Here is a 13850-nt window from a genome sequence, read left to right as displayed (position 1 = left end):
AATTTTTAGGGTTATCCGGCCCTGGGGTGGGAAGACTCATAGACCTTTTTAAGCCGTTCCTTGGTGACGTGAGTGTAAACCTGGGTGGTCGAGAGGGAGACGTGTCCCAAGAGCTCTTGGACCATCCGGAGGTCGGCTCCCCCGTCCAAAAGGTGGGTGGCGAAGGAATGTCTAAGCGTGTGCGGGGTGACCTTTTTAACGATCCCGGATTTTTTCGCGTAATTTTTGATCAGTCGTTCGATCTGCCTGGTGGTCAGGCGGGTCCCCCGCCGGCCGATAAAGACCGCGGCGCTTTTTTGGCCGGTCAGAAGCTCCGGACGGGCGGTTCTTAGATAATCTTTGACCGCAGTGACCGCGTGCGAGCCGAAAAGGACGATCCGTTCTTTTGAGCCTTTGCCGAAAACCCTGATCTCTCCTTCAGTCAGGTCGAGTTCGTTGAGGTTCAAGCCGGCTAATTCGGTCACCCGGATCCCGCTACTGTACAAGATCTCCAGAATTGCCAGGTCCCGGCGGCCGAGCGGATCGCTCTTGGGCGCTTTTAGCAGCCGGGCCAGTTCTTCAGGATAAAGAAAGTTCGGCAGCTTTTTGGGAATTTTAGGGGTTAGCAGATTGTCGAACGGGTTGACCTCGGCCATTTTTTCTCTCATTAAAAACCGGAAAAAAGAGCGGGCGGCGGAGAGCTTCCTGGCGATCGAACGTTTGGAAAAACCATTTTTTTCCAGTTGGACCAGATATTCGCGCGCGGATAGACGGTTAACTTTGCGCTCTTTAAAAAAACCGGTCAAAAAAAACAAGTCGCGCCGGTAGTTGCTGATGGTATGCGGGGAGTAATTGCGCTCGGTCTTTAAATGGTTGGTGTAGAAGTCGATCTCTCGGTTAGAGCCCATACTGGTGACGCTTTTCTTGGGTCAGCGGCGAATATTTCCCTTTCTCTTTGATCCAGGCCTCTTTCTTTTCCGGCGGACGGGTGTCGAGATGGACCATGTTCTCTTCAGGGTAAAAACCAAGGCCGTTGATTCCCTCCATGGTTTCGGCAAACTTGAAAAGCTCAAAAGCCGGAACCCCTTCGATCGTTATATTGGCCGCTTTCCCGGAAGCGTGATAACTTTTTTTCTCCCGTTTTTGTTTTTCAAGATAGGCTTCACAATAATAGCCGGAGACGACCTGCGGCCGTTTCTTGAAATGAATGGCGATCGCTTCGAGGATGCCGACCAGGCCGAGGTGGATGCGGTAGGCCCCGCGGCATTCCGGGCAATGGCAGGCAAAATCCTTGTGGTTGAAATTTTCGCTAAGGTTCCCCATTTACGCTAATACTAACATAAAATTAATTGACGGGGAAGGGTGTTACTCTTCGGTGAAAGCCTGGCCGTAGATCGCTTTACCGCCGCCGGTGTAGTCTTCCCAGATAACTAAAAAATAATCGTCAAAGCCGACGACCTTAGGGGCGCGGGCGCCGTCGCTGGTCTTTATCCGCAAACCATTGATCGGCCAAAGCGGCTGACCGTCGCCGCCGATCTTTTGCATGAAAATTTCGTATTGGCGTCCGTCCCGGTAATCTTCCCAGATTAAAATCGCCGTGTCCCTATTGAGGGCCAGAACCTGCGGCGCGTATTGAGTTAAAGGGGTCATGACGATGGGTGTTCCTTCTTCTCCCCAAAGGAGACTTCCCTGATTGGAGAGGGCGTTGGCAAAAAGGTCCCAATTACCGAAGCGATAATCCTGCCAGACCAGCAGAGTTCCTTCGTTGATCGCGGACAGAAGCGGAGTTTGCTGTGAGCGGGCCTGTTGGCAAACCGGAATTCCGTCATTTAGCCAGAGAGGGAGCCCTAACTTGTTTAGCCGTTGCGCATAGATGTCATAACTGCCGCCGGCTTTGTCGGTCCAGGCGACGACCGTCCCTCCCGCGCCGTCGCTGATCGCCTTGGGCGAGCGTTGAATGTCGGGGGCGCTGCAGACGGGGGCGCCGTTTTCTTTCCACAGTCGATCCCCGCTTCCCGCCAACCGTTGCGCGTAAATATCTAAGTTTCTGTCTCCCCGCCTAGCGTCGGCCCAGGTCACTATTATTCCGGAAATTCCGTCCGCCACGGCTGACGGCTCGAGCTGGTCGCCGTTTTCCACGCAAACTGCGGTTCCATTCTTGTCCCAGAGGATCTCACCGTTGGCGGAGACCCGTTGAGCGTAGACATCTTTTAGATTGAGAGGGTCGCGTTCATCTTCCCAGACGTAAAAAGCGCCCCCCTCTTTATCGGCGACGACGAGCGGGCTCTTTTGTTGAGAGTCAAGCTTGGTCAGGCTAATTCCGGTCCCCCAGAGCGGGCGGCCGTTCCCGGTCAGCCGCTGTGCGTAAATGCGGGTAAAATTAGGATTGCGGTTGTCTTCCCAGACGATCAGGGCCCCGCCTTGGCTGTCGGATACCAGCTGCGGATTGGTTTGTTCGGAAAGGATTTTGGCGACCGGGACCCCTTCTCTTCCCCAGGCGAGCTGGCCGGTTTTAGTGATCTTTTGCGCGTAGATGTTGAGACGGCCGTTGCGGCCGTCTTCCCAAACGACGATTGCTTCGCCTTGGCCGTTATTGATCGCGGCGGCGTTTTGGTGCGCGACCAGGCCCGGGACATTGCAGACGATCAAGCCGCCAAGGCCCCAAAGCGGCAGGCCGTCGGTGGAAAGCGATTGGGCGTAAAGGTCAAAGTTCCCTTTTTGCCGGTCCTGATAGGCGACGATGATTTGATTGCTGGCCGCGACCGCGACCGCCGCCTTTCCCTGGTCCCCCCGACTGTCGGAGAGTTTTAACCCCTCGCCCCCCCAAAGCGGTCGTCCGGCGCTGTTGATCTTTTGTCCGAAGAGGCGAGGATTTCCTTTGCGGGTATCTTCCCAGATCACCACCCAGTCAAGGGTTGAAAGAAAGACGATTTGCGGATTTTCCTGGCGGACCGGGCCGGGGGAAATCGCGATCCCGTTCTCCCTCCAAAGCGGGCGCCCATCGGCGCCGATCCTTTGACTGTAAATATTGCTCTCTTCCCCGCGATTGTCGGTCCAAACTATGATCGTTCCGCCCGCCGGATCAAAGGCGAGCTTAGGGTTTTCCTGGAGGGATTGGTTGTTGGTTACCCTAACCCCGTCTTTTTCCCAGAGGGAGAGCCCGTTGAGATCGAATTTTTGGACGTAAAGGTCCTTATTGTTATTGCGCAGGTCGTTCCAGGCGACGATAAATTTGTTTTTGCTGGCGATGATAGCCGGATTTTCCTGGTTGTTGGGAGCGGCGCAAAGAGCAATTCCCCCCTTTTCCCAGAGGTTTTGGCCCTCTGCCGAAAGGTGCTGACCGTAAATATCGGTGCCGTTATTGCCGCTCCGTCCATCCGTCCAAACAACGAAAAAACCTCCGGTGGAATCGGAGACGATCTGCGGGTACCATTGGGTTCCCGGCGCTTCGCAAACCGGGAGGCCGTTATCGGTCCATTGAACGAGGCCAGAGCGATTAATTTTTTGGGCGAAAACATCCTCGCCGGAACCGTTCCGGTAGTCATGCCAGACGGCCACGAGGTTGCCTTCCGGATCGGTTGCGATCTCCGGCGCAAATTGGCCGAAAGGGGCGGCGCAAAGAGGGCGGCCATCTTTTCCCCAGAGAGGGGAGCCGCCGGCGCCAAGATGTTGAGCGTAAATATCGGCGTTGTCGCTCCGGTAATCTTGCCAGACAATGAAAATTCCACCGTTGAAGTCGTCAGCCAGTCGGGCGGAAGTCTGGCTTCTGTTCCCACTACTGACCCGGACCCCGCCGTTAACCCAGAGAGGAGTTCCCGAGCGGTCATATTTTTGCGCGAAAAGACGAATGCAGCCTTCGCGGCCGTCCTCCCAAACGATGAAGGTCCCCCCGTCGCCGGCATTGAAAATGACCGGGTTTTGTTGCGGTGTATTGCCGAGAGAGTTGTTGATCTGCACGCCGTTCCCTTCCCAGAGGGCTTGGGGCATTGAGGCGGGGTTGTTGTTTTTCTTGACCGAAGGCCCGGAAAGAACGATCGTGGACAGACCGGCCCAAAAAACGATTAAAACGAGCGCTGCTCGTTTCATGCCGCGATTTGCGCGAGTTTCATGGAGATCACCTTTGAGGCGCCCGGCTCCTGCATGGTGACCCCATAAATACTATCGGCAACGGCCATAGTGCGCTTGTTGTGAGTGATGACCAAAATCTGGGTGTTATCGGAAAAATCCTTAAGAATATTAGTGTACCGACCAATGTTGGCCTCATCGAGGGCGGCATCGACTTCGTCGAGAAAACAGAACGGAGAAGGCCTGATCTTTAAAAGCGAAAAAAGGATCGCGACCGCGCAGAGCGATCGTTCACCGCCGGAAAGAAGGGGAAGCGGGAGCCAGCGCCGGCCGTTCGGCCGGACCGAAATCTCGATCTCCGCTTCCAGCGGCGGGAGTCCCGGGGCCAGGGAGATCTTGGCTTCGCCGCCGTTGAAAAGTTTGCCGAAAACTTCCGAGAAAACCACCGAAAGCTGGTCCATGGTCTGCAAAAATGTCGTTTCCGCCTGAGCGTCAAGTTCGACGATCAGGCGGCGCAGGTTCTCTCGGGCGGAATTTAAATCGGTCAGTTGGGCCTCAATAAAAGTCAGCCGTTCTTTGCTTCGGTCGAACTCTTCAATCGCCAGCAGGTTGACCGGCTCGAGCTGGCGCAATCTGGCCTTGCCTTCTTCGATCTCGGACTTGGCTTTGCCGACGTTGGCGATGACCGCTTCGCATTGTTCCAGTTCTTGCAGGGAGAGGTTGTATTCAGCGATCATTTTCTCGCCGATCGCCGTCATTTCGCCGTCGATCTTGGCCAGGGCGATCTCCAGCGCGGTAATGACGTTGGCCGCTTCCCGTTCCTGCTGTTCTTCACGGCGGCTCTTTTCTTCGAGCTGGGAGATTTTCTGGTTGACTTCTTCCCGCTCCAGCCGCAGCTTGGCGATCGCTTCGGCCAAAGTGTTTTTCGTTTCGTTGTTCGGCGTGGAAAGGGCCTGAAGCTCAAGCCGATGGCCGGCGACCGAGGCGCGCAACCGGCCAAGCTCGGTTTCGGCTTTAGTTTTTTCTTCGTTTAACAGCTCAAGCTTGAGATTGCGGGTCGCCTCCTCTTCGCTGGCGGCCAAAGTCAAGTTTTCTTTTTTGCCGAAGTAGAGCATGATCGAAGAGAGGAGCGAAACCATGGCCCTTGCCTGTTCGACGATCCGGTGAAGCGATTCATCAACGTGCACTTCGGCCGGGTCGGATTCGGCCGGCGCGGCCAGCGAGTTGATCTTGTCGGCGAGGTCGGCGAGCTTTCCTTCGATCGACCGGAGGAGGTCTTCTTCTCTTTGCAGGTCTTTTTCTTTGAAACGGCGGTTGAGTTCGGCGTCGCGCAGGCGGTCTTTTTCGCTGTCGAGCCGGCCGGTGAAGTCGTCAAACTGCGCTTCGATCTCGCGCAACCGTTTTTTTAATTCGGTCGCTTCGCTGATGTCTTTTTCTTCGGCGGCCGTTTTTTCCTGCGAAGTTTGGCGGGCTTGGGCGAGGGCGGCCTCGAGCTTCAGTTTCTTTTCCAGGATATTTCCCAGGAGTTTTTTGCTCAAACCGATCTCCAGTTCTTTGACCTTGGTTTGGATCTCGAGATATTCTTTGGCGCGGCGGGCTTGTTCTTCCAGGGTGATCAGGTGTTCGCCGACCTCGATCTTAAGGTCGTTGATGCGGAGCAGGTTCTGTTCGGCCGCGATCAGCTTCTTTTCCGCCGCGACTTTTCTGGTCTTGTATTTGTTGATGCCGGCTGCTTCCTCAAAAACTATCCGGCGTTCTTCCCCTTTGCTGGAGAGGACGGCGTCAACCTGTCCCTGGGTGATGATGGCGTAGGTCCCTTCGCCTAGTCCCGTGTCGAGGAGCAGGTCGCGGATATCTTTGAGCCGGCACTGATTTTTGTTGATGAAAAATTCGCTTTCCCCTTCACGGAAGGTGCGGCGTTTGATCGCGACTTCAGTGAAGGGAACCGGGAGTTTGCCGGCGGAATTATCAAAAGTGATGGTAACTTCGGCCATGGAGAGCGGTTTGCGCTGCGCCGTCCCGGCGAAAATGATGTTGTCGAGCGCGCCGACCCGCAGCAGCCGGGGGTTGTCTTCGCCCAGGACCCAGCGGACGGCGTCGAGAACATTGCTTTTGCCGCAGCCGTTCGGTCCGACTATTCCGGTGACCCGGGAGTCAGGGCCGAACTCGATATCGGTTTGATCGGGAAAAGTTTTGAAGCCTCTAAGCGATAACGATTTTAGAAACATGGCGGCCTTACTATAGCAGAAATATTTCGCTTGAGCAACCTGGCCATGAGTGCTACAATTTGCCCGTGGATCTATACAATAATAGACTGCCAAAAAATGTCCGTACGGCTTGCGCCGGCCTGTTGGTTGCCGCTTCTTTCCTGCTTCTTTCCGCTTTTCCCGCTCACGCCAGATTGAACGAGATTGGGATCAACCCCTTCGCGACCGAAGTCGGCGGTCGGCCGCTCGGCATGGCCGGCGCGATTGTGGCGCTGACTGACGATCCGAACGGCGCTCTTTACAATCCGGCAACGCTAGCCTGGGCCAAGGGGATCGCCATCACCAATTTGGACATTGACCGGATCACCATTGCCGGCGCGTATCCGACCGGCCTCGGCTCGTCGCTCGGCTTGGCGGTTGTTAATACCAGCATCGATAATTTTAACTATCAAGGGTCGACCCGCACTTCAAAAAGCAGTTTGGTTGTTATTTCTTACGGCACAAAGCTTTTCTTCTTTCCGGCTTACGGCAAAAATACGATGTTGCAACGGATCGGGGTCGGGCTTAGCTTTAAAACCCTTCTTTCTGAAACCTTTCGCGGTAGCGGGATCACCGACCGGTCGGCCACCGGTTGGAACCTTGATTTGGGCGGCATCTATAAACCCAACGACTGGCTCTCCATCGGCTTGGCGCTGCAAAATATTCTCCCCGAAAATACTTTTGGCGGCGGTTCCATCCTTTGGGACGACGCCGTTTCCGAGCCGATCGCCGCTTATCATAAGTTAGGCGTTTCCGCCCGGGTGCTGGGGGATATCGGTTCGCTTAATTACAGCGATACCAGGCAGCTGGTGTTGGGAGGCGAACTCGATTACTCCAATGCGAATCCCACTTTGCTGCGGGTTGGCGGCGAGTATACATTAAACAAGACTATTTTCCTGCAAGCTGGTTTAATGCAGCAATCTCGTCCGGGAAATGTTTCGTTTACTCCAACCTGGGGGATCGGCTTACGGACAGAAGAATGGGCTTTCACGATTTCCGGCAACCGCGAACCGATCAAAGATGAAGGGCAGATTCTGATATCCGGGATGTATTTCCCGAAAGAATGGATTGTTTTCAAGAAGCTTGATCTCGAGCGACCGTCGGCTTTCCTGGAGAGCGCGATCGAGCAGATCTCGCTGGAAGACAATTACGTTACCTATAACGAATCGATCGAAGTCAACGGGAAGGTTAAGCCGGGGGTTGATGTTTACGTCAATAATTACCTGGCGAGCAAGGGAAAGGACAATTCTTTCCGGGTTTGGGTCCCGCTGAACCTCGGCAAAAATCTGGTCATTGTTGAAGCCCGGAGTGAAGGGGAAAAAGTCGCCTGGACCTATAAGGTTTTGCGCAAAGCCCGGATCTCGGTGGCGGAAGAAGAAGAATTAAAGAAAAAGCTGGAAAAAACCATTTCACTGCAAGAGCAGGAGGCGCTTCGTAAAAAGGAAGCGGAGCTCAAGAAGCGCCGGAGCAAAGTGGAAGAGCTGGTGACGATCGGCGTTATTAATGTTGACGAGAGCAAAGGGGAATTTAGGCTGGAAGCTTCCATTACGAGAGGCGAATTGGCCACTTGGCTGGTGAAATCGGCCGATCTGCCGCTCCCGGAAGTGACCCAAGATGTTTGCGTCGATATCAAGCGGAACAATCCCTTCGCGGCTTATTACAAGGCGGCGATCGACTGGAACCTGATTGCTCTCTATCCGGATGGGACCTTCCGGCCGGAGGCGCCGGTGACCAAGGAAGAATCCGAGCGGCTGTTCAAGGTTTTAGGAGTGCGGAAATGAAGAAGCTAACATTATTACTAATTAGCTTGATCATTTTTGGCCTGCCGGCGGTTGCCGAGGAGAGCGCCATGACCAAGGACGATGCCGTGCTCCTGATCTCCGCGGCCAAAAACCTGCGGAGCCGGCTCAGCGAACTTTTTTCTTTTACCACCGGTTACGATCTTTCTAAGGTTAATCAGGTGAGGTTGACCCCGACTCTTAATTGGGTGAAAGTAACGCCGAAAAAAGCTCCGCCGGACGGCCAAACTGTTTTAGAGATCGTGGCGTCCGTTGATGACCCGAAAGGCTTGTCTAATATTGCCGGGGTCAGGGCCGACCTGACTTCGATCGGGCAGCTGCCGGACGCGCAGTTGGTCGATAATGGAAAGTTCGGCGACGTAGTCGCCGGCGACGGCTTATACGCATTATTAACGACGATAATGCCGGAAACGACCTTGGGCCAGAAGGACATTAATGTTTCAGTGGTTAACCGGAACGGCTGGATGGCCTTGGCGAAAACGACCGTTGACGTTCAGGTGAACCCGCTGATCATTGAGGCCAAAGCGGTCCCGGAAAAGGTTTCGCCGCAAAGCGGGGCTTATGTAACTCTGGTTTTAAAAGTTGATAATCCCGGCCGCCCGGTCGACATCAAGACCATTTTTGCCGATCTTAGGCCGCTTGGCCTTGAAGCGACGACTTTCCGGAACGATGGGCAAGATGGAGATCTGGCTTCCGGCGATGACAGTTGGTCCATCCGGTTCGTTATCCCGAAAAGCGCCCTCCCCGGGAGCTATCTGATCCCGGTTGAGGTGACCAACGTCGTTGGGGGAACAGCGACGGGTAAAATCTCGATTTCCGTTTACTAATGCTATCCACAATAACGATTATCAGCATATTTGCCGAGATCTTCACGGCGGGGATTCTCCTTTCCGGAGGGCTGACCTTTTTTAAGGAAGGGGTCCGCCGGCGCAAAGACCTTTTTCTCGGCTTGGTTTTTCTTGCCTTGTTCGCCTATGTCGCCGCAGTCCTGGCCGTTCAGCTTATGGTCAACCTCAATCAAAGTTTGTCGGACCTGATTGCCGCCCAGAAGATCGTGACCGTCAGTATGCTCGCGGCCTCGTTTTTCGTCTGGCTTTTTATCGTCGAACGATTTAAGCTGAAGGTCGGCCATGTTTTTTCCGCGATCCTGCTGGCGATCATCGGCTTTTTTGTTTATCAGGTTTTTACCTCTTCAACCACGCTGGTTTATCGCGAGGGGGTCATTCAGCCAATCGTTAATTATTCCGCCTGGATTCCGCTCACGCCGATTTTTTCGCTGGCCTGGATCCTGCTGGCGGTTTTTGGTTTTCGGGCCTCTTTTAGCGAGCCGCGCCATAAGCTCCCCCTTTATTCCGGATGTTCGGCTCTCCTATTTTTGGCGGCGGTCTTTTCTTCGTATTCCTACGTCCGGCTGGGCGAAGCCGGGTATCTTTTGGTCTCCTGGCTGATCTTTTTAACCGCTGCGCTGGGCCTGCTTTTAAGCGAGATCATCCCGCCGGCCAGCCCGGAAGCGGAGGCCCCGATCAGGTTTTTACGGACCAGACTGCTTTTTAAGCTGGTTTTGGTTTTTGTCCTCTTGGTGGTGATCCTTTTTGAGGCGACCGCTCTGGCGACCATTAACATTAGTAAGAATTCGCTGACCAAGTTTGTTCAGGCGACTTACTATGAGACGGCTAAAAATGTAATTGCCGAGACGACCAGCGCTCCCCGGCCTCTGCCGGCCGAGGAGCTGCAAAGAATAGTTGAAAAAATAAAGGTTGGGGCCAGAGGGGTGGCCTTTATCGTTGATGACAAGGGTTTTTTGCTGGCGCATCCCGACCGTAACCGGGCCTTTATAAGGGACAACCTTGGACGAAACGGAGCGGTCGCCCGCCTTCTCCTGAAGAAAGAAGGGCGGGGCGAGTTTTACGATGAGCTGGGGAACGCGATGGTTGGGGCGTATTTGTTGATCCCCGGGACGAGCTATGGAGTGGTGATCGAAGAGTCGCGGGATTCGGCTTATGCGGAGCTGCGTCAGCTAGAGGCCAATTCGCTTCTGTTCGTGATAATGGGGATCGTTCTGGCCGCCTTGACCGGGATCTTCTTCGCCCGTTCGATCGAGCAGCCGATTAAAGAGCTGATCAAAGGGACCGAGGCGGTTGCCCACGGCGAGCTCGGCTACCACATACCGGTTTCTTCCAGCGATGAGCTCGGCCGGCTGGCGGAAGCCTTTAATAAAATGACCAAGGATCTCCGGGACAGCCAGGAGCGCTTGATTTTGTCGGAAAAGCTGGCTTCTCTAGGGACGATGGCGGCCGGGATGGCCCACGAAATCAAAAACCCGCTGGTCTCACTTCGGACCTTTACCCAGCTCTTGCAGCAAAAATGGGACGACAAGGAATTTCGCGATAAATTCAGCCAGATTATTCCTCATGAGATTGAGCGGATCAATAAGATCGCCGAAAGCCTGCTGAAGTTCGGCCGGCCGGCTAAGCCGGAACTGACCAAGGTCGAGATTAACGCCCTGGTCGATGAAGTTTTGCTGCTTTTTGAAAGCGAGGCAAAAAAGTATAATGTGATGGTGACCAAAAAATTTGCCGCCCTGCCGCAGATCGCCGGAGATGCGGGACAGCTTTCCCAGGTTTTCGTCAATATCATAAAAAACGGGATCGAAGCGATGCATGAGAAGGGGGGCGAGTTGACGGTCAAGACCGACGTCGGTGAAGTGATCAAGCTCGGGAAGATCCATGGCCGTCAGGGAATCCGCCAAGGCGACGAAGTTGTTTGGGGAGAAGAAGAGAAGATGTCCAAGCCGCTCCCGGTGGTCTTTATTGAAGTGACCGATACCGGCGAGGGGATCTCCGAAGAAAATCTAAAAAGCTTGTTTGATCCGTTCTTTACCACGAAAATAACCGGAACCGGAATGGGCTTGCCGATAACCTTAAGGATCATTGAAGAACATAAGGGTTCGATCAAAGTAAGGAGCCGGGTTGGGAAGGGGACGACCTTTATAATTACTCTGCCGCAGTCTAGCTCTTAACCCGCCGCAAAAGCATCTGCATCCCGTTCTCCAGGATACCGTGCTGAATGGCCTTGTCCAGTTTCTCAAGCGCTTTGCTTTCGGCGATCATATATTCGGCCGGATCGCAGTCCGAAAAGAGGATATTGCCGGAAGTTTTATAGGTAGTTTCGCCGATGGTCAGGACGCAAGTGTTATGCTCTCTGGAATTGCCCAATGTAAAGCCCTCCAAAGATATTATCGGCCCCATAATCATATAACTTGCGTCTTGCCAGCGGTAATTGCTATAATCCAATACCATGTTTGAACGATTTACCGAACGAGCGATCCGAGTAATTATGGCGGCCCAGGAAGAAGCCAAGCGCCTCCGTTCGAATTATGTCGGCGCGGAGCACCTCTTCCTCGGAATGCTGCGTGAGAACGACCAGGCGGTCGTCAAAACCCTGGAATTTTTCCGGGTCGACCAGTTGCAGGTCAAAGACCGGATCGAAGAAGCCTTGCTGGCCAAGGAAGGGGACGCGAACGCCGCCGGTGAACTTCCTTTTAATCCCCAGATCAAAAAAATCATCGCCCTGGCCTGGGATGAAGCCCGGGGCTTGGGGCACAGTTACGTTGGGGTGGAACATCTTTTTTTAGGGATGCTGCGCGAGGGGAGCGGCGTGACCGGGAAAGTTTTTTCCGATTATGCCATTTTGCCGACCGCCGCCAAGGAACGGATCGTTTCCCTGCTCGGTGAGGTCAATCCCCTTCAGAAAAAAACGGTCCGTTCCAGCAAGACGCCGCTGCTCGATTCTTTCGGCCGCGACCTCACGGTTTTGGCCGGGAGCAACAAGCTTGATCCGGTCGTCGGCCGGGCCAAAGAAGTTGAGCGGGTCATTCAGATCCTTTCCCGCCGCCGCAAAAACAACCCGGTGCTGATCGGGGAAGCCGGGGTCGGGAAGACCGCGATCGTGGAAGGACTGGCCCAGAAGATTACCCAAGGGAATATTCCCGGGACGCTGTCGGGTAAACGGTTGGTCGCCCTTGATCTGGGACTCTTGATCGCCGGGACCCGTTATCGCGGCGAATTTGAAGAGCGCTTAAAGAAAGTAATCGACGAAGTCATTAAAAGCGAGAATATTATCCTCTTTATCGATGAACTTCATACCCTGATCGGGGCCGGCGCGGCCGAAGGGGCGATGGATGCCGCCAATATTTTAAAGCCGGCTCTTGCCCGGGGCGAAGTTCAATGCATCGGGGCGACGACGATTGATGAATACCGCAAACGGATCGAATCCGACCCCGCGCTGGAACGCCGTTTTCAATCGGTTATGGTTGATGAACCGACCGTCGAAGAAACCCTGGAAATACTAAAAGGGTTACGCAGCCGTTATGAAGAATTTCACCGGGTCAAGATCACCGACGACGCCTTAGTCGCCGCCGGCCGTCTTTCGGCCCGTTATATTTCCGACCGGTTCCTGCCGGATAAGGCGATCGACCTGGTCGACGAAGCCGCTTCCCGGACCATGCTGCAGAGCACGGCGATTTCGCCGGAGCTTCTTTCCATCTATAAGGAATTGGAAGGGGTCCGCAAAGACAAGGACAAGGCAATCACCGCCCAGGAATACGAAAAAGCGGCTCACCTGCGCGATCTGGAGAATGATCTGAAGGTCCAGTACGAAGCGGCCTCACAGCGCGGATCGAAGGGTTCTCCGGACAACCTGCCGAAGGTGACCGCGGAAGTGATCGCCCAGATCGTGGCCAGCTGGACTGGCGTGCCGGTTACCCAGCTAACGCAGGAAGAGACCGAACGGCTTTTTAAAATGGAAGAAACGCTTAAGAGCCGCGTGGTTGGCCAGGACGAAGCGATCCTTGTGATCGCCAAATCGATCCGCCGTGCCAGGGCCGGGCTCAAAGATCCAAAGCGGCCGATTGGCTCCTTTATTTTTCTTGGACCATCAGGGGTCGGCAAGACCGAGCTGGCTAAACGGCTGGCCGAGTTTCTTTTTGGCGACGTTGAGGCTTTGATCCGGATCGATATGTCCGAGTACCTTGAGTCGCACACCACCTCCCGCCTGGTCGGTTCCCCTCCTGGTTATGTTGGTTTCGGTGAAGGAGGGCAGTTAACCGAACCGGTCCGGCGTCGGCCGCACTCGGTGGTTTTGTTCGATGAAATAGAAAAAGCCCATCCGGATGTCATGAACCTATTGTTGCAGGTCTTGGACGAAGGGCATGTGACCGATGCTCAAGGCCACCAGATCGATTTCAAAAACACGGTCATTATCATGACCAGCAACGTTGGAGCGGAACTGATCCAGAAAGAAAGCTCGATTGGTTTTGTGACCAGAGTTGACGCGGGGGCCAGTTACGGCAAAATGCGCGAGATCGTGCTGGAAGAGCTCAAGAAACGTTTTAAGCCGGAATTCCTGAACCGGGTTGACGAGAAGATCGTTTTCCACCCGCTTTCCAAAGAAGACTTACTGCAGATCATCGATATCCTGATCAGTGATATCAATGAGCGATTGACGGAAAAAGGGCTTTCGCTTGAACTGTCCAAGAAGGCCAAAGCTTTCTTGGTCGATCAAGGGTATGACCCGAAGCTGGGAGCCAGGCCGCTCCGCCGCTCGATCGAAGAACATATTGAAGATAAACTTTCCGAAGAAGTCCTGAAAGGGAAGTTTACTTACGGGACCAAAATTAAGACCGACCTGAAAGGCAGCCAGCTGACCTTCACTGGTAAGTCGACTCTCAAAAGCAGGACGCGTAAACTCCAGGACGCTTAGG

The 13850-nt window shown here is 54.3% G+C and carries 9 protein-coding genes; 4 read left to right on the top strand and 5 right to left on the bottom strand.

From position 1 onward, the window contains the following. Window positions 1-11: 11 nt before the first annotated feature. The 4 genes from xerC to WC772_04570 are packed head-to-tail and all read right to left on the bottom strand — an operon-like array spanning window position 12 to window position 6272. Entirely contained in the window at window positions 12-887 is an 876-nt protein-coding gene (gene xerC / locus WC772_04585; protein ID MFA6170029.1) for a tyrosine recombinase XerC, read from the bottom strand. Next, window positions 877-1302 carry a DUF882 domain-containing protein gene (locus tag WC772_04580; protein MFA6170028.1) on the bottom strand — a complete coding sequence of 142 codons (426 nt, stop codon included), beginning with the start codon at window positions 1300-1302 and terminating at the stop codon, window positions 877-879. The genes xerC and WC772_04580 overlap by 11 nt, the downstream gene beginning before the upstream one ends. 42 nt (window positions 1303-1344) lie before the next feature. Continuing rightward, window positions 1345-4065, bottom strand: a complete 2721-nt coding sequence (locus WC772_04575; protein ID MFA6170027.1) for a hypothetical protein — start codon at window positions 4063-4065, stop codon at window positions 1345-1347. Then, a complete protein-coding gene (locus tag WC772_04570; protein ID MFA6170026.1) occupies window positions 4062-6272 on the bottom strand; it encodes an AAA family ATPase in 2211 nt (736 codons plus the stop codon). Before WC772_04570 ends, WC772_04575 begins: the two co-directional genes overlap by 4 nt. A gap of 65 nt (window positions 6273-6337) precedes the next feature. On the opposite strand from WC772_04570, the gene WC772_04565 reads away from it, so the two are divergent. The 3 genes from WC772_04565 to WC772_04555 are packed head-to-tail and all read left to right on the top strand — an operon-like array spanning window position 6338 to window position 11108. Continuing rightward, window positions 6338-8071: an S-layer homology domain-containing protein gene (locus WC772_04565; GenBank protein ID MFA6170025.1), complete on the top strand. Its 1734-nt coding sequence runs from the start codon at window positions 6338-6340 to the stop codon at window positions 8069-8071. After that, window positions 8068-8916, top strand: a complete 849-nt coding sequence (locus WC772_04560; GenBank protein ID MFA6170024.1) for a hypothetical protein — start codon at window positions 8068-8070, stop codon at window positions 8914-8916. The genes WC772_04565 and WC772_04560 overlap by 4 nt, the downstream gene beginning before the upstream one ends. Further along, entirely contained in the window at window positions 8916-11108 is a 2193-nt protein-coding gene (locus WC772_04555) for an ATP-binding protein (GenBank protein MFA6170023.1), read from the top strand. Before WC772_04560 ends, WC772_04555 begins: the two co-directional genes overlap by 1 nt. On the opposite strand, the gene WC772_04550 is transcribed toward WC772_04555, so the two are convergent. After that, complete coding sequence (locus WC772_04550) at window positions 11098-11304, bottom strand: hypothetical protein (protein ID MFA6170022.1); 207 nt, start codon at window positions 11302-11304, stop codon at window positions 11098-11100. The two genes, WC772_04555 and WC772_04550, sit on opposite strands and share 11 nt — an antisense overlap. Window positions 11305-11386: 82 nt before the next feature. Between WC772_04550 and WC772_04545 the strand changes: the two genes are divergently transcribed. Further along, the gene (locus tag WC772_04545; protein MFA6170021.1) at window positions 11387-13849 is read left to right on the top strand and encodes an ATP-dependent Clp protease ATP-binding subunit; all 2463 of its coding nucleotides are present in this window, start codon (window positions 11387-11389) and stop codon (window positions 13847-13849) included. The last annotated feature ends 1 nt before the right edge of the window (window position 13850 follow it).

This window comes from Candidatus Margulisiibacteriota bacterium (assembly GCA_041661965.1).
Taxonomy (GTDB): domain Bacteria; phylum Margulisbacteria; class WOR-1; order O2-12-FULL-45-9; family XYB2-FULL-48-7; genus XYB2-FULL-45-9.
Note: the sequence above shows the minus strand (reverse complement) of the source record. Positions and strands in the feature narration are given on the sequence as shown.